General features: G+C 37.2%; 21 protein-coding genes. 16 read left to right on the forward strand and 5 right to left on the reverse strand.

The window, feature by feature from the left end:
• Positions 1 to 4 precede the first annotated feature (4 nt).
• Positions 5 to 1,270: a TolC family protein gene (locus ASC72_RS00230; protein ID WP_082564209.1), complete on the reverse strand. Its 1,266-nt coding sequence runs from the start codon at positions 1,268 to 1,270 to the stop codon at positions 5 to 7.
• Positions 1,271 to 1,335: 65 nt separating this feature from the next.
• On the reverse strand, positions 1,336 to 1,938 hold the full coding sequence (locus ASC72_RS00235) for a TetR/AcrR family transcriptional regulator (protein WP_056184969.1): 603 nt from the start codon (positions 1,936 to 1,938) through the stop codon (positions 1,336 to 1,338).
• Between the two features lie 429 nt (positions 1,939 to 2,367).
• Between ASC72_RS00235 and ASC72_RS00240 the strand changes: the two genes are divergently transcribed.
• The 14 genes from ASC72_RS00240 to ASC72_RS00305 all read left to right on the forward strand — a co-directional run bounded on the left by ASC72_RS00240 (position 2,368) and on the right by ASC72_RS00305 (position 14,123).
• Positions 2,368 to 2,676, forward strand: coding sequence for a hypothetical protein (locus tag ASC72_RS00240; RefSeq protein ID WP_056184970.1), 309 nt, complete (start codon positions 2,368 to 2,370; stop codon positions 2,674 to 2,676).
• A gap of 33 nt (positions 2,677 to 2,709) precedes the next feature.
• Complete coding sequence (locus ASC72_RS00245) at positions 2,710 to 2,961, forward strand: Rho termination factor (RefSeq protein ID WP_056184973.1); 252 nt, start codon at positions 2,710 to 2,712, stop codon at positions 2,959 to 2,961.
• 77 nt (positions 2,962 to 3,038) lie between these two features.
• Positions 3,039 to 3,548, forward strand: coding sequence for a G/U mismatch-specific DNA glycosylase (gene mug / locus ASC72_RS00250; RefSeq protein ID WP_056184975.1), 510 nt, complete (start codon positions 3,039 to 3,041; stop codon positions 3,546 to 3,548).
• 94 nt (positions 3,549 to 3,642) lie between these two features.
• Complete coding sequence (locus tag ASC72_RS00255) at positions 3,643 to 4,248, forward strand: DNA-3-methyladenine glycosylase (RefSeq protein WP_056184978.1); 606 nt, start codon at positions 3,643 to 3,645, stop codon at positions 4,246 to 4,248.
• A gap of 453 nt (positions 4,249 to 4,701) precedes the next feature.
• On the forward strand, positions 4,702 to 5,292 hold the full coding sequence (locus tag ASC72_RS00260) for a TetR/AcrR family transcriptional regulator (RefSeq protein WP_056184980.1): 591 nt from the start codon (positions 4,702 to 4,704) through the stop codon (positions 5,290 to 5,292).
• Between the two features lie 150 nt (positions 5,293 to 5,442).
• Complete coding sequence (locus tag ASC72_RS00265) at positions 5,443 to 5,889, forward strand: PaaI family thioesterase (RefSeq protein WP_056184983.1); 447 nt, start codon at positions 5,443 to 5,445, stop codon at positions 5,887 to 5,889.
• Between the two features lie 264 nt (positions 5,890 to 6,153).
• On the forward strand, positions 6,154 to 7,704 hold the full coding sequence (locus tag ASC72_RS00270) for a DHA2 family efflux MFS transporter permease subunit (RefSeq protein WP_056186806.1): 1,551 nt from the start codon (positions 6,154 to 6,156) through the stop codon (positions 7,702 to 7,704).
• Positions 7,705 to 8,009: 305 nt separating this feature from the next.
• Complete coding sequence (locus ASC72_RS00275; protein ID WP_056184984.1) at positions 8,010 to 8,597, forward strand: TetR/AcrR family transcriptional regulator; 588 nt, start codon at positions 8,010 to 8,012, stop codon at positions 8,595 to 8,597.
• A 200-nt stretch (positions 8,598 to 8,797) separates the two neighbouring features.
• A complete protein-coding gene (locus ASC72_RS00280; protein WP_241775581.1) occupies positions 8,798 to 9,607 on the forward strand; it encodes an SDR family NAD(P)-dependent oxidoreductase in 810 nt (269 codons plus the stop codon).
• A 568-nt stretch (positions 9,608 to 10,175) separates the two neighbouring features.
• On the forward strand, positions 10,176 to 11,852 hold the full coding sequence (gene kaiC / locus ASC72_RS00285; protein ID WP_056184992.1) for a circadian clock protein KaiC: 1,677 nt from the start codon (positions 10,176 to 10,178) through the stop codon (positions 11,850 to 11,852).
• A gap of 4 nt (positions 11,853 to 11,856) precedes the next feature.
• Positions 11,857 to 12,153: a circadian clock KaiB family protein gene (locus ASC72_RS00290; protein ID WP_056184994.1), complete on the forward strand. Its 297-nt coding sequence runs from the start codon at positions 11,857 to 11,859 to the stop codon at positions 12,151 to 12,153.
• A 3-nt stretch (positions 12,154 to 12,156) separates the two neighbouring features.
• Positions 12,157 to 12,456 (forward strand): circadian clock KaiB family protein, encoded by a 300-nt coding sequence (locus tag ASC72_RS00295; protein WP_056184998.1) that lies wholly within the window; start codon positions 12,157 to 12,159, stop codon positions 12,454 to 12,456.
• Positions 12,457 to 12,459: 3 nt separating this feature from the next.
• The gene (locus tag ASC72_RS00300; protein WP_056185001.1) at positions 12,460 to 13,719 is read left to right on the forward strand and encodes an ATP-binding protein; all 1,260 of its coding nucleotides are present in this window, start codon (positions 12,460 to 12,462) and stop codon (positions 13,717 to 13,719) included.
• Between the two features lie 2 nt (positions 13,720 to 13,721).
• Positions 13,722 to 14,123, forward strand: a complete 402-nt coding sequence (locus tag ASC72_RS00305) for a response regulator (RefSeq protein ID WP_056185004.1) — start codon at positions 13,722 to 13,724, stop codon at positions 14,121 to 14,123.
• 153 nt (positions 14,124 to 14,276) lie between these two features.
• On the opposite strand, the gene metQ is transcribed toward ASC72_RS00305, so the two are convergent.
• From metQ to metN, 3 genes are read right to left on the reverse strand one after another with little or no spacing between them, the layout of a single operon-like run.
• On the reverse strand, positions 14,277 to 15,095 hold the full coding sequence (gene metQ / locus ASC72_RS00310; RefSeq protein ID WP_056185006.1) for a methionine ABC transporter substrate-binding lipoprotein MetQ: 819 nt from the start codon (positions 15,093 to 15,095) through the stop codon (positions 14,277 to 14,279).
• 42 nt (positions 15,096 to 15,137) lie between these two features.
• Positions 15,138 to 15,791: a methionine ABC transporter permease MetI gene (locus ASC72_RS00315; protein WP_056185008.1), complete on the reverse strand. Its 654-nt coding sequence runs from the start codon at positions 15,789 to 15,791 to the stop codon at positions 15,138 to 15,140.
• On the reverse strand, positions 15,784 to 16,815 hold the full coding sequence (gene metN, locus ASC72_RS00320) for a methionine ABC transporter ATP-binding protein MetN (RefSeq protein ID WP_056185011.1): 1,032 nt from the start codon (positions 16,813 to 16,815) through the stop codon (positions 15,784 to 15,786). The genes ASC72_RS00315 and metN overlap by 8 nt, the downstream gene beginning before the upstream one ends.
• 461 nt (positions 16,816 to 17,276) lie before the next feature.
• On the opposite strand from metN, the gene ASC72_RS00325 reads away from it, so the two are divergent.
• Positions 17,277 to 17,693 (forward strand): OsmC family protein, encoded by a 417-nt coding sequence (locus ASC72_RS00325; RefSeq protein WP_056185014.1) that lies wholly within the window; start codon positions 17,277 to 17,279, stop codon positions 17,691 to 17,693.
• A gap of 68 nt (positions 17,694 to 17,761) precedes the next feature.
• Positions 17,762 to 18,559, forward strand: a complete 798-nt coding sequence (locus tag ASC72_RS00330) for an alpha/beta hydrolase (RefSeq protein ID WP_056185017.1) — start codon at positions 17,762 to 17,764, stop codon at positions 18,557 to 18,559.
• The last annotated feature ends 89 nt before the right edge of the window (positions 18,560 to 18,648 follow it).

Raw genomic sequence — 18,648 nt, forward strand, 5'->3', positions numbered from 1 at the left:
ATACTTAATTACCGGTTATTAATTTTTGTCTGTATTTGGCCAAAAGCAAATCTGTTTCATGGATAATTTTGTTTTGAGTTGCCGTATTTTCCTCATTTACTTCACGCAGATAATCACTTGAGTCAATTACGCCATTTTCTAATTGTGCCAAAGCAGCTTTTTTGACGTTATTTCGCAACGTGATAATTTCAGCATCAGAAACCAGATATTCTTCCAGTTTTGTTATTTCGGCATTTTGCTGCTTAACCGATTGATTGGTATTAAAAAGAAAAACTTCTTTGTCAACGTCCAATTGCTCTTTATTGATGTCTATGATTTGTTTCTGTTTTTTATCTGTATAAAGTCCGGTTAACGACCAATTCATTCTTACTCCGCCAATGTAATAGGCTTTCCATCCCACTTCCAGCATATTCAAGCCGGGATTACCTGCTCCGCCTTGCACAAAAAAATTAAATTTGGGTAAATTGGCAATTTCAATGGACTTTTTAGTGAGTTCCAGGCTTTCATTTCTGTAATTAAAAAGTTCGATTTCAGGGCGTTTTATTTCTAATGAATTTACAATATTCTGAGGTGTTTCTAATTGTGTATCCGGATGTAATTCTAAATTGATAAAAAGGCCAAGCATATCGAGATACGCTTTTTTATAATTACGGATCCCTACCGCAATCTGATCGGCTTTGAGATATTCTGCTTTGAGTAAATCCAGATTGCTTCTGAACGCTATTCCGTTGACCAGTTGTGCTTCAACGGTTTTCATTCCGATTTTAATATCATTTTTCAATAAATCGTTTTGACGAAGCTGTTCATCAAAAACCAATATCCCAAAATAAAGTTCCGTAATTCGTTGTTTTACGGCATACAAATCGACTTTAAGTTGTTGTTCTGAAACTTTGGTTTGTTTTTCAATGAGTTCTTTCTGTTGTTTCAAATTGCCTCCATCATAGATAAGCTGATTCACTTCCGCGTAAGCGCGATATTGATCATTCCTTAAAATCGGAACTTCAATACCCGGTGGCCTGAACGGTAATTGCGTAACATCAGACTGATAAGTTGCCTGACCAAAAACATCAAACCTTGGATAATATCCTTTTGCGATATTATCAATAGTATATTCACTGCTTTTGGCAATCAAATCCCGTTTTTTAGATAACGGATAGTTTTCTTCTGCCAATGCATAACAATCTTCGAGTTTTAAAAACCGGTGTTCTTGTTGCGCATAAAAGGAAAACACAGGAGAAATAACGAGTATAAAAATCAATAACCTTTTCATATTCAACTTTTTAATATTTAATATTTCGTTTTAATCATTTGATTAAAATTAATCAAAAAAAATAGCTACGAATTTATCATAGCTTGAAACCATTTTACAATCAACGTTCTTCTTTCTTCTGCAAAAGCATTTAATTGCTCTGATGTCATCACTCCAGCCGATTCAAAAACCGGTTTTGCGATAAAGGGAAAAATACACATCGACAAAACGTTTATGATAAAATGCAGCGGATGAACATCTGGTTTTCGCTCCGCCAATTGTTTTACAAAAAAAGATTCTGTTAACAATTTCCCTGCCTGCATTCGGTTTCCAAAATGTTCCGGATTATTTCTGATTTCACTTAAAACAAATAAAGGTAAACCCGGATTTTCGCTTAACATTGTAATATAAGCATCGACAATTGAAGTTACTTTTTCGTCTAATGAAGTTGTATTGTTATTGACCACCGGAGCAATTACACCAAATAATTTGGCTACTTTCTCGGCCATAACCAATTCGAAAAGTTTCTCTTTACTTCTAAAGTAATAGTTTAACAATGCAAGGTTAATTCCTGCTTCTTCAGCAATATCACGAGTACGCGTCGCCGAATATCCCTTTTGGGTAAATACGATTCGCGCTGCTTCTTTGATTTTTTCCTCGGTGCTTGCGTCTTTGCTTTTTAGTGTCATAATAATTTTAATGTTTCGCAAAGATATAAATTAAATTAAACAAAAGATTTAATCAAGTGATTAATTTTTTAAAAGTATTATTTTTATACTGGGTGGTAAACTTTCAAATTAGATTTTTTTACCAGCAAGCCTTTATCTTATACTATATCATTCTTACATTCACAATTCAACTATAAACATCTGATAATAATACAATTAAAACATAAAAAAGTATAAGCATTTACAATTCATCAGTTATAGATTTGTAAATTAACTTTAAAAGAAAGTTTTCATGAATATTTCAAATCATAAAACCAACGTCGAAGGCAGTGCAAGAACATCTGCAAAAAAAGCAGAAACAAAGTCTACTTCTTCAAGAAGTAATGAAAAATCGAGCATTGAGACGAGAAAATCAGTTCTGATGAAAAAATAATTAAAAACTTATATATCATGAGAGACGAAAAAACCAACGAAGATTTTGGTCGGGACGATCGCAATTTTCATCCGGAAGAGCAGCGAATTAATTGGGAAACTATGCAAAATAAAGATCCCGGAATTATTGAGCAGCAACAATTTGGCCCGGATACTGTTGATCCCAAAGATCGGGAAGATTACTACGATTCTGATTCTGGCGATAAGTATCGTAAGGAACAGGATCTTGAACCTGAACTCGATAGAGACCTTGATGATGCCTTAGATGAAGAACTAGACGATTATTCAGATGAGGATTTTGACCAAAAAGACAAATCTGATTCTTAATTAAAAACTCCGTTTAACTTTAAATTGAATAATATGCCAGGAAAAAGTCCCGGTCCCCAAATTAAAGATAAGGACCAATACGAAGCACTGCGCGATAAAGGATACAGTAAACAAAAATCTGCGAGAATAGCCAATAGCCCCGGAGCCGAAAAAAGAGGCGGGAAAGCAGGCGACTATGATGACAGAGCCAAACAGGATTTGTATCAGGAAGCCAAAAAAGTGGGCATAAAGGGAAGATCCAACATGACTAAACAGGAACTATCACATGCCCTACGTAATAATTAAATTTGAAATTTTATTTCATACAAAAGCTCAATTTTTCAGTTGAGCTTTTGTATTTTTAAGCATCACATTCAACAACAATGCTAACTGATTTAATTGATAAAGACCTTAAAGTTCTGTTTTGCGGCATCAATCCCGGTTTAAAATCTGCTTTGGACGGATATCATTTTTCCGGACGAAGCAATCGTTTTTGGAAGGTGTTGCATCAATCGGGCTTTACCACATACCAAATTGAGCCTGCAAATGATGCCGTTATACTCGAATTCGGATATGGACTTACTACTGCTGTCGAAAGAGCAACAGCACGTGCAGATCAACTTTCAAAAGAAGAGTTTGATCATGCCTTCGAAAATCTTCGTAATAAAATCACAGCTTTTCAGCCACGGTTTATTGCATTTCTTGGTAAAGCAGCCTATAAAGCTTTTTCAGGAAAAAAGAATGTATTATGGGGTTTACAGCCTGAAGATTTTTGCGACACAAAGGTCTGGATTTTACCAAACCCAAGTGGACTGAATCGAGGGTTTAATCTGGAACAGCTTGTCAGCGCTTATTCCGAATTCCACCAGTATATCTCGCGAAATAATCCTTAAAAACATTTAAACTATATTACTTTTTTTAAAAACACAAATAATTAATAAACAATTAATTAAAAACATTTAATTAAAGTATAAAATTAATACAAAATTGAAACTACCACTATCCTATTATCTGAATCAAGACGTAATTTTCCTGGCCAAAGATCTGCTTGGAAAAGTCCTATTCACCCAAATTGAAGGGCAAATAACAGCAGGCATAATTGTAGAAACCGAAGCATACTTTGGTGAAATAGACAAAGCCTCTCATGCGTATGGCGGGCGACGTACGAACCGTACCGAAATCATGTACAGTGAAGGAGGCGTTTCGTACGTGTACTTATGTTATGGAATTCATCATTTGTTTAATATCGTCACCTCAGTAAAAGGAGAACCTCACGCAGTGCTCATACGGGCGATTGAGCCCTTGATTGGCGCAGAAATAATGAAACTAAGACGAAATATGCCTGTCAACAAAAGCGCTATTTCCTCAGGTCCGGGTTCTGCGGCGAAGGCGTTGGGAATTGACCATTCATTTAATAAAAAAGATTTGGGCGGAGAAGAAATCTGGATAGAAAATCACAGCATCAAATATACAGATAATGAGATCACAGCTTCACCAAGAATTGGTGTCGCATATGCACAGGAAGATGCCTTTTTACCCTGGCGCTTTTTTGTTAAAGGCAATAAATATGTCAGCAAGCCGAATAAAATTTAAATTAAAAAAGACATTAAAGTAATTAATTAAAAAACAATCTTTACTAATCAGAATAACAAATATTTAAACAACTACTATTGATTTTATTTATGGTGATTTTTTTAAAGAAAAGCTAAATTAGCAAGTCAAAAATAGAGAAAAAAAACAAACACGTAGAGACAATATTTATTTAGTAGTACCACTTTCCTCTCTTCCAATGTTTCGTCCGAGTTCTACTTAAAATTCATCTGTAATTCCGAGATAAGAAACGATGTAATGTTGTAACATTTGTTGGAATATTGCTGGGGTAGTGTGTGATAAATTACACATACTAAAACCTCCTATTTACCGCCCTGAATGCGAGGTTTTATTTTATTCTAAAGATTACTTTTCTATGCCACATCAAAATAATTTACAAAAACCTTAATTAATTATACCGATTGGTATATATTTGCAATCTTAAATCATATTAACATGAGTAAGGCAGAAAGAACAAAACAATTTATCATAGAACAAACCGCTCCGATCTTTAATATGAAAGGCTACAGCGGTACTTCGATGAGTGATATTACCGAGATCACCGGACTCACCAAAGGAAGCATTTACGGGAATTTCGAAAACAAAGACGAAGTTGCCATTGCGGCATTTAAGTTTAATGTAAAAAAACTTCAGGATGCTTTTTCAAAAGAAATTGATAAGCAAACCACTTTCAAAGGCAAATTATTGGTCTATCCCCAACTCTATTCGGAATATACAAACATGAAAGTCACAAAAGGTGGCTGCCCGATTCTAAACACCGCAACCGAATCTGATGACACTCATCCGGTTTTAAGGAAATACGCCGAAAGAACTCTTATTTACTGGAAAGAAAAAATAATGCATTTCATCGACCAGGGAATTGCAGCCGGAGAATTCAAAGCAAAATCTATTAATACCGAAAGAACCGCATTAACCATTATAGCGCTAATTGAAGGCGGCGTTATGATCAGCAAGCTAACCGGAAATCCAGGTGACTTATCAAATATCATGCAGTCCGTTCGGAATGTCATAGAAGAATTAGAATAAAAGTATAACAAGAATATTGCTTTTTTTTATCAAATAAAATATACCTATTGGTATTATTTAAACTAAATTCCAAACTAAAAATTCCAATTTCCAATTTCGACAGCCATCGCGACTAAAATCTAAAATCTAAAATCTAAAATCTAAAATCAAATGACACGTTTACAAGTACTTCAAAACCACATCGACAGAGAATTTACCGCTTCGCCATCGCCTTTTATGCTTTGGATGCGACCAATAGTTTTAGCAGCTGAAGAAGGCAGCGTTACTTTTCAATATTTAGTTCGGGAAGAGATGTCAAATCCGATTAAATCTCTTCATGGAGGCGTTATTGCGGCCATTGCAGACGATTGCATCGGAGCAACGATGTTTTCTTTTAATGAAGAAAATTTCTATACCACCATCAATCTCAATGTTGATTATTTTGCTCCGGCTCGTGTGGGTGATACTATTATCGCCAGAACATCAATCATTAAAAAAGGAAGACAATTCGTGAATGCCCAATGCGAAATCTGGAATGAAGCCCAAACGAGGTTAATTGCTACCGCCTACTCTAATCTTTTTAAGACTAATGTTGTGAAGCAGGAACTTTCGATTTGAAATTCCAATATATTTAAAATTCCAAATTCCAACTGATATAGTAAACGAAAAAAATTAAACACATAGAGACATAGTTTTCTTTGGCAAAAAAGAATATGGAAAGAAACTAGTTTCTCACACATAGTCCCAAAGCTTCGGTATGTTTTTAGATGAGTGAAACGTCTATTTTCGGGTGCAAAATCTATGTCTCTATGTGTTAAATATAATCTTTCATTTTTTTTAATTAAAAATATACCAATCGGTATAAACAATAGTAAATATACTATGACATCTCTACAACGAAAATTGCTCATTTTTACCGTAATCCTCGCCGCGATTATGGAACTTATTGATATTTCTATTGTCAATGTGGCGCTTTCGCACATGAGCGGTAATCTGGGTGCGACTCTTGAAGATACTTCCTGGGTAATTACCGCTTATGCCATTGCCAATGTGATAATCATTCCGATTACGAGTTTTTTGAGCGCCAATCTCGGGCGTCGTAATTATTATATTGGTTCGATTATTCTCTTTACATTTTGTTCCTTTATGTGTGGGCATTCCTCTAATATCTGGATGCTAGTCTTCTTTAGATTTCTTCAGGGAATTGGCGGTGGCGCTTTATTGTCCATTTCGCAGGTAGTAGTTTTTGAACTTTTTCCGAAAGAAAAACAATCAACCGCGGGAGCTTTATTCGGAGCCGGAATTTTCATCGGACCAACCATCGGGCCAACGCTTGGCGGTTATATCACCGAGAACTACGACTGGCCGTGGATTTTCTTAATTAATATTCAGATTGGGATTCTGGTTGCTATTTCCTGTTATTTTCTACTGAAAGAACCACCCGTAAAACCTGAAATCTCAAAAGTCGACTGGACCGGAATTGCCTTATTAGCTATCGGTGTTGGCGCGCTGCAAACGGTTTTAGAAAGAGGCGAAGTCGAAGATTGGTTCGAAACCCGCTACATTGTGGTTTTGACCGCCATAGCAATTGTCACTTTGATTTCTTTTATTTATTGGGAATTAAAAATCGATAAACCCGTAGTGAATCTGCGTGTACTGAAAAGCAAATCGTTAAGTATAGCCGCAATTCTGACCTTCGTTACCGGTTTCGGAATGTTCATTTCGATTTACATTAGTCCCGTTGTCGCACAGCGTCTTTTGAGTTTTTCGCCCTATCAAACTGGATTGCTTTTGCTTCCGGGCGCATTGTTTGCACTCGTCGCCTTAAAACTCTGCGGAACTTTATTGCAAAAAGGTGTTTCTCCCGTCATCATTATCGCAACAGGTTTTCTGCTGTTCATTTATTTCAATTGGAGAATGTCTGGTATATCACTAGACACCAGCGCTTTTGAAGTCGCAACGGCACTTATTTTCCGAGCACTCGGACTGGCTTTGTTAACCGTTCCGCTAACGATGCTGGCTGTTTCTTCGCTTGACGATAAAGATGTCGGTCAAGGTGCAGCACTCAACAATATGATGCGTCAGTTAGGAGGTTCTTTCGGCGTGTCAATCATCAATACGTATATCGCACATCGTTATGCGGCACACAGAAACGTATTAATCTCAAACGTAACCCCAGATAACGTAAAAGCAATGGAAAGAATCAATGGCTACATCAATTATTTCCAACACAGAGGTTTTGCCTATAACGAAGCGAGAGCAAAAGCCCTAAAACTAATGGAAAATATCGTAACCAGACAATCCTCCTTATTAAGTTACAGAGATGCCTTTTTCCTTGTCGGCTTATTTTTTGCGCTTACTTTACCCCTCTTATTACTGGTAATGAACAAATCGAAAAAAACAAAAACAAACATTATACTTTCCGATCATTAGTACTTTTCTACTATGTATCGAAATTTTGGAACGCAGTTGACACGGATTTGAGCGGATTTATTTTGATAAAGTTTTGCTACAGATTATATATAAAGGATTAGCTTCTATACGCTAAAATAGCCACGAATTCACGAATGATTGCGCATAGTGATTATAAAATTCGTGAATTCGTGGCGGAAAAATATAAAGACCCGCGCAAACCCGCCTAAATCCGTGTCATCCGCGTGCCTATCATAAATAAATCATAAAAAATTTGCGCAACTGACCAATCGGTCATATATTTGCAGAATAAAAATGAAGCTATCATGGCAAAGGGAGAAGAAACCAGACAATTCATCATCGAAAAAGCAGCACCAATCTTTAACACAAAAGGGATTGCAGCAACTTCTATGAGTGATATTATGGAAGCCACCAAATTGTCAAAAGGAAGCATGTACGTTCATTTTGAAAATAAAGAAGTGCTCGCCTGTGCCGCCGTAGATCATAATATGAAAATATTGGGCGATAAACTGTTGGCTGCAATCAGCAAAAGCAAAACAGCAAAAGAAGAGTTATTTACGTATATCGATTTCTTCAGCAATGGCGTAAATCCGCCCCTAACTGGTGGTTGTCCGTTACTGAATTTCGGAACAGAAGCAGATGATACCAATCCGGTTGTGAAAGAAAAGATAAACCAGGGTATTAAATACAACCAAAAATTACTGGAAAACAGTATCAAGAAAGGCATTGCCAACGGAGAATTCAATCCCAACTGGAACGCAGCCGATTTTGCCACCGTAATTTTCACCATGATGGAAGGCGGCCACCTAATTTCAAGAATGTCCGGCAACAACGACAAAATGAAAGTAGTTACCACCACCCTAAAATCAATGATTGAGGAAAACAGTCTCTAATTTTTTTTTGTTTAAAAAATGACCTTTCGGTCATTTTTTAAAAATGCAAAGGTACAAAGGCGCAAAGATCAATAGTTAACAATGAAACATATAAACAGTTACACGATTAAAACAAATAAATAAAGATTTAAACATTCTAGACAAAACAATTTACAATTCACCATTAACAATTCACCATTAACAATTAACAATTAACAATTATGAAAACTATTTTAATTTCAGGAGCGTCAAAAGGATTTGGAAGAGCCTGGACAGAAGCATTTTTAGCAAAAGGATACAAGGTAGCTGCAACAGCCAGAAATATCGATGCCCTGGCCGACTTAAAAGCGCAATACGGAGACTTTATTTTACCTCTTAAACTAGACGTAAACAACCGTGCAGAATCGTTTGCAGTCGTAGAAAAAGTACAACAACATTTCGGGTCGATTGATATCCTGATCAACAATGCCGGTTATGCTTTGAACGGTGCGGTTGAAGAAGCTTCTGAACAAGAAGCCAGAGCACAATTCGAAACCAATTTCTTCGGAACTTTATGGTTAACACAAGCCGTTTTACCCACTATGAGAAAACAACAAAGCGGTCATATCATTCAGGTTTCTTCTATTTTAGGAATCACGACTTTACCGGTTTTAGGGCTTTACAACGCTTCTAAATTTGCCGTTGAAGGTCTTACTGAAACTTTGGCTTCGGAAGTAAAACAATTCGGAATCAATGTGACTTTGGTAGAACCAAACGGTTATTTCACAGATATCTGGGGTAACGGATTCAACAGCGAAAGTATTCCCGCTTACGACGGACTTAAAAAAGCCATTGCAGAAGGACATGATCCTGATTCTTTCGGACAAATTAACGCTACTGTACCGGCCATTATTAAATTGGTTGAAGCCGAAACTCCTCCTCTACGCCTGTTCTTAGGAAAAGTAGCTTTACCATTCGCCAAACAAACCTACGAACAAAAACTAGCCACCTGGAATGAATGGGCTGACGTTTCTGTAGCAGCACACGGATAATTTATATTCTGTTTTTTTTATGTTGATTGAACGAGATCCTTTCTTTTTAAGAGAAATGATCTCGTTTTTTCTTTTTTTGTTTCAGGTTTCAGGTTTCAAGTTAGTCGCAGTACAAACTGAAAACTGTGACTGTATACTGAGACTGAAAATTTTCTTTTTCCATATTTAGATTATTTCTTAAAATAGATTATTTCTTAAAAACAGTATTCGGTCGCTGTCTCTTTTTCTATTGACAATTTACAGTTACACTTCAAATCTTGCCTCTTGCTTACTTCTTGTTTCGTACTTCTTTCTTCTTTCTTCTCCCACCCCACACTTCACATCTTTTGATCTTCCATCTCACATCTCACCTCTTACATCTTACTTCTCAAATCTTACATAATCCCCATCTCAAAATCTATCACCAATCTCAGAAATTTAACTTAATACCCGATTATAAAGCAATCTAAAGCCTTAATTTCCTCAAATTATTTGCAATTTATTTAAACAGCTGTTAAATCTTTAATAAATATCCATTGCCAATTATGTAAGAAAACGTATATTTGAGTAAACAGTATATTTAAATAAAGTGCAAAAAGAATCAAAATCACATCGTTTTATATTCCCTAAAACTCCAAGTGGAGTTGACGGACTCGACGAGATTACAAACGGAGGTTTCCCAAAAGGGCGTCCGACTTTAATCTGCGGCGGTGCTGGCTGTGGAAAAACATTAATGTCTATGCAATTCCTTATTAAAGGAATCACCGATCATAACGAACCCGGGGTCTTCATGTCATTTGAAGAGCCATCGGACGACCTTACCTTAAATGTCAAATCATTAGGCTTTGATATCGAAAAACTTAAGGCAGACAAAAGACTCGTAGTCGATCACGTTCGCGTAGAAAGATCAGAAATTGAAGAAGCTGGCGAATACGATCTGGATGGTTTATTCATCCGATTAGGTTATGCCATTGATTCCGTAAAAGCCAAAAGAGTCGTATTAGATACCATAGAATCATTATTTGCAGGACTCGACAACCAGGCCATCCTGAGAGCCGAGCTCCGACGTTTGTTTCACTGGCTTAAAGCCAAAGGTGTAACGGCCATCATTACCGGCGAACGCGGCGAGGCAACGCTTACCCGTCAGGGACTCGAAGAATACGTTTCAGACTGCGTAATCGTGCTGGACCATCGTGTAATCGAACAAGTTTCGACCCGAAGACTCCGCATTGTCAAATACAGAGGATCAACACACGGTACCAACGAATATCCGTTTTTAATTGACGAAGATGGAATTTCAGTACTGCCTATCACCTCGCTAAAACTTAACAATGAAGTCAGTTCTGATGTTATCTCGACAGGAGTTCCCGGATTGAACGAAATGTTTCATGGAGGGGGTTTCTATCGCGGCAGCAATATTTTGATCTCAGGAACAGCCGGAACGGCAAAAACAACCGTGGCCTGTTACTTTGCCAATGAGCAATGCCTGAAAAACGAAAAAACGATCTATTTCGCGTTTGAAGAATCTCCACAGCAGTTGGTGCGCAATATGAAATCGATTGGGATTGACCTTCAAAAACACATTGAAAAAGGAATATTGCAGATTCATTCCTCACGCCCTTCGCTAAACGGATTAGAGCTGCATTTGCTTACGCTTAGAAAATTAATAAAAGAGTTTGCCCCTACCACGATCATCATTGATCCGATAAGTAATTTAATCACCGTAGGAAGCGAACACGAAGTCCGTTCCATGTTAGTAAGGCTCATCGATATGCTGAAAGCGCACAATATAACAGCACTTTTTACGTCTTTAAACAAACAGACCGATAATTTCAGGCCAGATCTCGCAGAAGAATCCGTTTCTTCCTTAGTCGACACCTGGATTACGGTTCGTGATATGGAAGGCATTGGCGAAAGAAACCGAGGTATCTTTATTATCAAAGCCAGAGGAATGGGCCATTCCAATCAGGTGAGGGAGTTTATCATTACCAACAAAGGTATTGAACTGCTGGATGTAGAGTTAGGTCCAAACGGAATCCTGACGGGCACGGCAAGACAAACTCAAAAATTCAAAAAAACAATGTCAGATATTAAGCTGCAGAACGAAATTAACCGAAAAGACCGTGAAATTGAGCGCAAGCGCAAAGTTCTGGAGGCTAATATTGAGGCACTTAGAAATGAATTCGAATCGGCTCAGGAAGAATTAAGCATCCTGAAAGCCACCGAAGAACTACAGGCGCAGCTCATTGCTAAGAAAAAAAAGTAACACCATGAAAAAAGAAGCGGTAGCCGAATGGCAATTATTATTATATATAGCAGGTCAGACACCAAAATCGATCAAGGCATTAGAGAACATAAAAAAATATGCCGAAGAATACCTGGCGGGGAAATACAGCATCGAAATTATCGATTTGCTGAAGAATCCCCAATTGGCAGAAGGGGATCAAATTTTGGCTGTACCCACATTGGTCAGAAAATTTCCGGAACCCATTCGCAAGATCATTGGCGATCTTTCGAATGAGGAAAGAGTGCTCGTAGGGCTTAATATCAAACCCGTAAACGCTTAAAAAATGGATTATTCAGCTGATGGAACAAATACCACCAAACATAAGTTCATGCTTTTTGTTTCGGGTATGTCTGTTAAGTCAGGACATGCTATCGAAAATTTACGCAGGATATGTGATATCTATCTCGAGGACAACTACGAATTAGAAATCGTAGATATCAACCGTGACACAGAGTTGGCCATCAAACATCAAATTGTAGCGATACCAACCTTAATAAAAATACAGCCTGCTCCCAGACGAATCATCCTAGGAGATTTATCAGACAAGGAAAAGGTATTGAAAATACTTAATTTAAGTGAATAGAATTTGATAGTAAACGATAAAAATATAGTCTCCTTATTAGCTAAAATTGAATCATTAAAGGAAAAACTTGATGAATCAAACAGTATTATTGATGCTATAAAAAATGGAGACGTTGATGCCCTGGTGGTCAACAACAACGGAAAGCCACAGCTTTATTCGCTTGAAACGGCCGATTATACCTATAGACTGCTTATTGAGAAATTCAGACAAGGCGCCCTGAGTATTGCCAAAAATGGCCTGATCTTATATTGTAACGACTATTTTGCAAAACTGGTCAATACACCGACAGAAAAAATTATTGGGAACTACATTCAGGAGTATTTCGACAATGCCTCGCAATTTGTTACGCTTATCGAAGCCCTAAAATTCGGGCTTAGCACGCACGAAATCCTTTTTAAAAGTGATGGCGGCTCCCCTACTACTTTTCCGGCTTATATCTCGCTCACTGACCTTGAACCGTCTGTAGATGCCATTGGAATCGTAGTAATCGATTTGACCGAAAAGAAAAAACACGAAGAAGCCCTGCTTAAAAATCAGCAGGCACTGGAAGGAAAAATCCACGAGCTGAACCGTATCAACGGCAATCTCGAAGAATTCATTCACGTCATTTCACACGATTTAAAAGAACCACTGCGCAAAATCGTTATGCACAACGGAAAAATTGACGGCACCTATTTAAACGGAGTTGACGCCAGATCGATGGAGATCATCAAATTATCTGTTTTGCGTCTCAATTCCCTTGTCGATGATTTGGTGCAATATTCGTCGCATACCGCACAGGAAGAACGTACCGAAATTAATCTGGCCACCGTTATTGCTGAAGTGGTTGAAGATCTCGAAGTAACGATTACCGACAAAAACGCCAATATAAAAACCGGAAAACTACCTGTAATAAAAGCATCCCGAGTGCAAATGCGCCAGCTTTTCTCGAATTTGATATCCAACGCCATTAAATACTGCAAGACAGACAAACCGCCGGTAATAGAAATTTATCAGGCCGACGATTTAGACGTTGAAATACCAAATCAAAATACTAAATTTGTAAAGATTCAGATCAAAGACAACGGGATTGGAATGGAGTCCGGCCATCTTCTTAAGATTTTTACGATTTTTCAGCGCCTGCATGCCCGAAACGAATATTCAGGAAACGGTATTGGCCTCGCGATTTGCAAGAAGATTATGGAAAACCACTCCGGAAATATCACAGTCGAAAGTACACTGAACGAAGGGACAACATTTAATCTTTATTTTCCAGTCACGTAAAAATGTCACAAAAAAAGCTACATATCATAATTGCCGAAGATGACAATGACGATGCAGATGTAATCTACGAAACCTTTAACAACAACCCCAGCTTTAGCAAAGTAAGTCTTGTAGCCAATGGCGAAGAACTCCTTAATTTCTTAAAAGACACAACCAACGAAACCCCGGACGTGATCCTGACCGATATTAACATGCCCATACTCAACGGCATCGAAGCCCTACAGGAAATTTTAAACCACAACGAGCTCAAAAACATTCCCTGCTTTGTCTATTCGACCAGCATAAACCCATCCTACAAACAAAAATGCGATGTACTGGGCGTAAAAGGCTATCTCATAAAACCCTACTCCTTCGAGGCTTTCGCCGAAATCCCGAAGACGATACTGAGTATTATTGAAGATTAAAAAAATATAGAGACGAGATTTTTTCTTTTAGAGAGAAGGTCTCGTTTTTTTTTAGGAGCTGGTTCCTGCTATCCGCTGCAATCTTTTGTGGCTCCCGAGGCAAAATCCTTTTAGATTCTACGCAGTTTTTTTATTCTAACATGTTCTCTCCAATTACCATCCCTTCACAGCCCCGCCTTTAAATTCGCGAACAGCTGCCTGCTCTACTTCTGCAGATTGAAAGGCCTGGAGAAACTGTTTTACCTTTTCCTCATTTTTGTTGTCTTCACGGCTTACTACCAGATTTACATACGGAGAATCTTTGTCTTCTACAAACAAGGCATCACGGGAAGGAACCAAACCTGCCTGAGAAGCAAAAGTGTTGTTGATAATAGCAATCGAAACATTTTGATCGTCTAAAGCACGAGGCAATTGAGGCGCTTCTAATTCCAATATTTTAAGATTTTTAGGATTACTGACAATGTCAGTTACTTTTGGCAATAAACCAACTCCTGCACGCAATTTCAATAAACCGTTTTTTTCTAAAAGTAATAACGAACGACCTCCGTTTGTTGGATCATTTGGAATAATGATCGTGCTTTCGTTTTTCAATTCAGAAAGCCTTTTTATTTTTTTAGAATAGGCCGCAATCGGATAAATAAATGTTTTTCCAATTATGGCCAATTTGTAACCGCGTTGTTTCGACTGCTCATCCAAATAAGGTTTGTGCTGAAAAGCGTTGGCATCTATATCGCCCTGACTCAACGCTTCGTTTGGAATTACATAATCATTAAAAGAAACCAGTTCCACCTCAAGTCCGTATCTTTCTTTGGCTACTTTTTTAGCCGCTTCTGCTACTTTCAATTCTGGCCCCGAAGCAACACCAACTTTAATATGATGCGGGTCGTTCTTCTTGTTTTCTCCACAATTTGATAAAACAAGTGATAAAGCAATAATTCCGGCTGTTTTAAAGAAATTTAATTTAGTATTCATCTTTATATTTTTTAATTTTTAATTCTAAATTTTTAATTGAAACTATCTGTGGTCAAATCGTTTTGATAAAGTGTCGCCGGCAAACTGGATTAGAAATACCAGAATCACCAGTAAAGCCAATACCGAATTCATGGTTACAGCATCATAACCAATGTAACCATACTGATAGCCCACTTGTCCTAAACCGCCCGCTCCTACTGCTCCACCCATTGCAGAGTAACCCACAAGTGTAATTAAAGTGATAGAAGCTGCATTTATCAAAGAAGGCAAAGCTTCCGGCAATAATACTTTATATACAATTTGAAAAGGTGTAGCGCCTAAAGCTCTTGCGGCTTCAATTAATCCGGATGGCAAACCTAAAAGACTATTCTCTACCAATCGCGCTATAAAAGGCGCCGCTCCTATACTTAGCGGAACCAGTGCCGCACTAACGCCAATAGAAGTTCCGACAATGGCACGGGTAAACGGAATCATCCAGACAATTAATATAATGAATGGAATCGAACGGAAAATATTTACCAAAATAGACAACACTCTATTTAAAGCGGGTTGTTTTAATATTTGATTTTTTCGGGTAAGGAAAAGCAAAATACCTGTTGGAAGTCCCAGCAGAAAACCAAAAAAGCCAGACAAAAATGTCATAATGATCGTTTCCCAGGTTCCTTTTAATAATAATTCAATAATGGATTCAGACATAACCTATGATTTCTGCTTTAATATGTTTTGATATAAAATATTCGATAGCAGCCTGGTAGTTTTCCCGTTTACCGGATAACTCGATCAGCATAATTCCAAAGTTAACATCGCCTGCCTGATCCATTTGTGCGCTAATAATTTTAAAATTAGTATCAAATAATCGCGAAACTTCTGATATTACAGGCTCATTTACTGATTTTCCGGTCATTTCAAGTCTTAATAACGGATTTAAGTTTTCACCTTCTTCTTTTTGCAATCTTTCCTGATAAACAGCAGGAATATCCAAATGCAAAGAAGAAGCAATAAATTCCTTTGTCAGTTCGTGTTTGGGGTCTGCAAAAATTTCGCCCACACTTCCCTGCTCTATTAATTTTCCGTGACTAATTACGGCCACCTCATCGCAAATTGATTTTACCACTTCCATCTGATGTGTAATCAATAAAATCGTAATATTAAGTCGGCGATTGATGTCTTTCAGTAAATTCAGAATAGATCTTGTGGTTGCAGGATCCAGTGCGCTGGTTGCCTCGTCACACAATAACACTTTTGGATTATTGGCCAATGTTCTGGCAATCGCAACTCTTTGTTTTTGGCCTCCCGAAAGACTTGCCGGATAATCATTTGCTTTTTCGGTCAAACCCACTAATTGAAGTAATTCTAGAACCCGTTCTTTTATTGCCGCTTTTGAAGTTCCGGTTAATTCCAACGGAAAAGCAACATTCTCAAATACTGTTCTGGAGGAAAGTAAATTAAAATGCTGAAAAATCATTCCGATTTGTCTTCTTTCAATAGCAAGCTGTGCGTTTGATAATTGTATAAGGGATTTCCCATCTACAATAATTTCTCCCGAAGTGGGTCTTTCCAGTAAATTAACGCATCTGATCAAGGTGCTTTTTCCTGCTCCCGAAGTTCCGATTACACCAAAAATTTTCCCGGGCGGAACCTTAAGCGAGACCTCTGATAAAGCCGAAACAATTCGGTCTTTCTGATGAAAAGTTTTGCTGACGTTTTTTAATTCAATCATTCTTTATTATAGGTTTAAAAACAAAAAAGCCTTTCAAATACTCATGAAAGGCTTTTCGAAAAAATAGTATTATTTTATATAGAAGCCAATACAATCATTACAGCACTACAGCACAGTATCAGGCTGCGGTTATAATAATTCTTCATATTCTGGCTATTATTTCTCATTGTGGTTGCAAATTTAAAGAGTTATTTTTGATTTCACCCCATAAATCATCAAAACTTTTATTAACCTATCAAAATAGTAGATTAGTTTAATTTCAGCGACATTTGAGGCATTTCAAAAAAATATTTATTGTTGCACTACTCTATTCCACCCCGCTAATACTATCATTATAAATTATTTTAATAATACTAAAAAATTATTAATTTGATTAATAAACGTACTCGCCCTAAATTTGTCTCATCAAAATCAAACAATTGATTTGAAATAATTAAAAACAACTTTAAAAAATAGAAATCATGAAATTTACAAGAAGAGCAAACGCAAATTGGAAAGGTACAGGAATGGAAGGAAAAGGAACCATCAGTACACAAAGCACAACATTACACGAAGCACAATTATCTTTCAAAACCCGTTTTGAGCAAGGAGTTGGAACCAACCCAGAAGAATTAATCGCAGCGGCACATTCAGGCTGTTTTACTATGCAATTGAGCTTTTTATTATCTGAAGCCGGATTTGTTCCGGAAGATTTAGATACTGTAGCAAAAATTACTTTCGAAGACGGAACAATTACTTTAATTCAATTGGAATTGACTGGAAAAGTTCCCGGAATCTCAGCAGAAGATTTTCAGCAAACAGCACAAAAAGCAAAAGAAATTTGTCCTATCTCAAAATTATTAAACACTGAAATTACTTTGGCTGTAACATTGAATTAATTTCAATTTCAAATAATCTAAAATCTAAAATCAATCCCGAGGCTTCGGGACTAAAATCTAAAATCAATATGAAAACACTATCTATAAAAGAACAATTGAAATCTTATTTCCTGTTCGCCGCTTTAATCTTAAGTTTAGTATTTACTTCTGTAAATGTTAATGCACAAACTAAAACTGCTGTTCCACAAATTAAAAACGTTGTATTGGTACACGGTGCCTTCGCAGACGGCTCAGGATGGCAGGGATTATACCAAATTTTGACTAAAAAAGGGTATAATGTAACGATTGTTCAAAATCCGTTAAGCTCATTAGCAGATGACGTTGCTGCAACAAATTTAGCTTTAGACAAACAAGACGGACCAACCATTTTAGTTGGACATTCATGGGGCGGAACTGTAATTACAGAAGCCGGAAACCATCCAAAAGTAGCAGCATTGGTTTATGTAGCGGCTTTACAGCCTGATAACGGAGAAAACTCTATTCAATGGCTGCAAACTGCACCTCCTGCTCCTGAAAATGGTGTATTGCCTCCAGATGACAAAGGAATAGCGTATTATGATAAAGCTAAATTCCACGCTGGATTTGCAGGTGATATAAGCAAAGAACAAGCTGATTTCATGTATGCTTCGCAAGGTGCATTTCACGCACAAGGTTTTGGAACTCCTATCACAAAAGCAGCTTGGAGAGATAAACCTTCTTACGGAATTGTAGCCACCGAAGACAAAAGTATTACACCTGATATTCAACGTGCGATGTACAAACGTTCGAACACAAAAATCACAGAAATAAAAGGAAGCCATGTGGTTTTTATTTCTCAACCAAAGGCTGTTTCGAAAGTTATTATTGCTGCATCTAAAAAACAATAATTGGTTCAGCTTTGAACTTAGAATTTGAACACATAGAAACATAGATTTATATACTGCAAAAAGGCGTTTCACTTGTTTCAAGACACATA

The sequence above is a fragment of the Flavobacterium sp. Root420 genome, from assembly GCF_001427905.1.
Classification (GTDB): domain Bacteria; phylum Bacteroidota; class Bacteroidia; order Flavobacteriales; family Flavobacteriaceae; genus Flavobacterium.

Excerpts from the sequence above, each read along its gene's own strand:
- mug (WP_056184975.1), top strand. The coding sequence starts at position 3,039 with ATGCTAACTGATTTAATTGATAAAGACCTTAAAGTTCTGTTTTGCGGC.
- ASC72_RS00235 (WP_056184969.1), bottom strand. The coding sequence starts at position 1,938 with ATGACACTAAAAAGCAAAGACGCAAGCACCGAGGAAAAAATCAAAGAA.
- ASC72_RS00245 (WP_056184973.1), top strand. The coding sequence starts at position 2,710 with ATGCCAGGAAAAAGTCCCGGTCCCCAAATTAAAGATAAGGACCAATAC.
- ASC72_RS00330 (WP_056185017.1), top strand. The coding sequence starts at position 17,762 with ATGAAAACACTATCTATAAAAGAACAATTGAAATCTTATTTCCTGTTC.
- metQ (WP_056185006.1), bottom strand. The coding sequence starts at position 15,095 with ATGAATACTAAATTAAATTTCTTTAAAACAGCCGGAATTATTGCTTTA.
- ASC72_RS00230 (WP_082564209.1), bottom strand. The coding sequence starts at position 1,270 with ATGAAAAGGTTATTGATTTTTATACTCGTTATTTCTCCTGTGTTTTCC.
- ASC72_RS00280 (WP_241775581.1), top strand. The coding sequence starts at position 8,798 with ATGAAAACTATTTTAATTTCAGGAGCGTCAAAAGGATTTGGAAGAGCC.
- ASC72_RS00265 (WP_056184983.1), top strand. The coding sequence starts at position 5,443 with ATGACACGTTTACAAGTACTTCAAAACCACATCGACAGAGAATTTACC.
- ASC72_RS00270 (WP_056186806.1), top strand. The coding sequence starts at position 6,154 with ATGACATCTCTACAACGAAAATTGCTCATTTTTACCGTAATCCTCGCC.
- ASC72_RS00315 (WP_056185008.1), bottom strand. The coding sequence starts at position 15,791 with ATGTCTGAATCCATTATTGAATTATTATTAAAAGGAACCTGGGAAACG.
- ASC72_RS00290 (WP_056184994.1), top strand. The coding sequence starts at position 11,857 with ATGAAAAAAGAAGCGGTAGCCGAATGGCAATTATTATTATATATAGCA.
- ASC72_RS00305 (WP_056185004.1), top strand. The coding sequence starts at position 13,722 with ATGTCACAAAAAAAGCTACATATCATAATTGCCGAAGATGACAATGAC.
- ASC72_RS00240 (WP_056184970.1), top strand. The coding sequence starts at position 2,368 with ATGAGAGACGAAAAAACCAACGAAGATTTTGGTCGGGACGATCGCAAT.
- metN (WP_056185011.1), bottom strand. The coding sequence starts at position 16,815 with ATGATTGAATTAAAAAACGTCAGCAAAACTTTTCATCAGAAAGACCGA.
- ASC72_RS00295 (WP_056184998.1), top strand. The coding sequence starts at position 12,157 with ATGGATTATTCAGCTGATGGAACAAATACCACCAAACATAAGTTCATG.
- ASC72_RS00260 (WP_056184980.1), top strand. The coding sequence starts at position 4,702 with ATGAGTAAGGCAGAAAGAACAAAACAATTTATCATAGAACAAACCGCT.
- ASC72_RS00275 (WP_056184984.1), top strand. The coding sequence starts at position 8,010 with ATGGCAAAGGGAGAAGAAACCAGACAATTCATCATCGAAAAAGCAGCA.
- ASC72_RS00325 (WP_056185014.1), top strand. The coding sequence starts at position 17,277 with ATGAAATTTACAAGAAGAGCAAACGCAAATTGGAAAGGTACAGGAATG.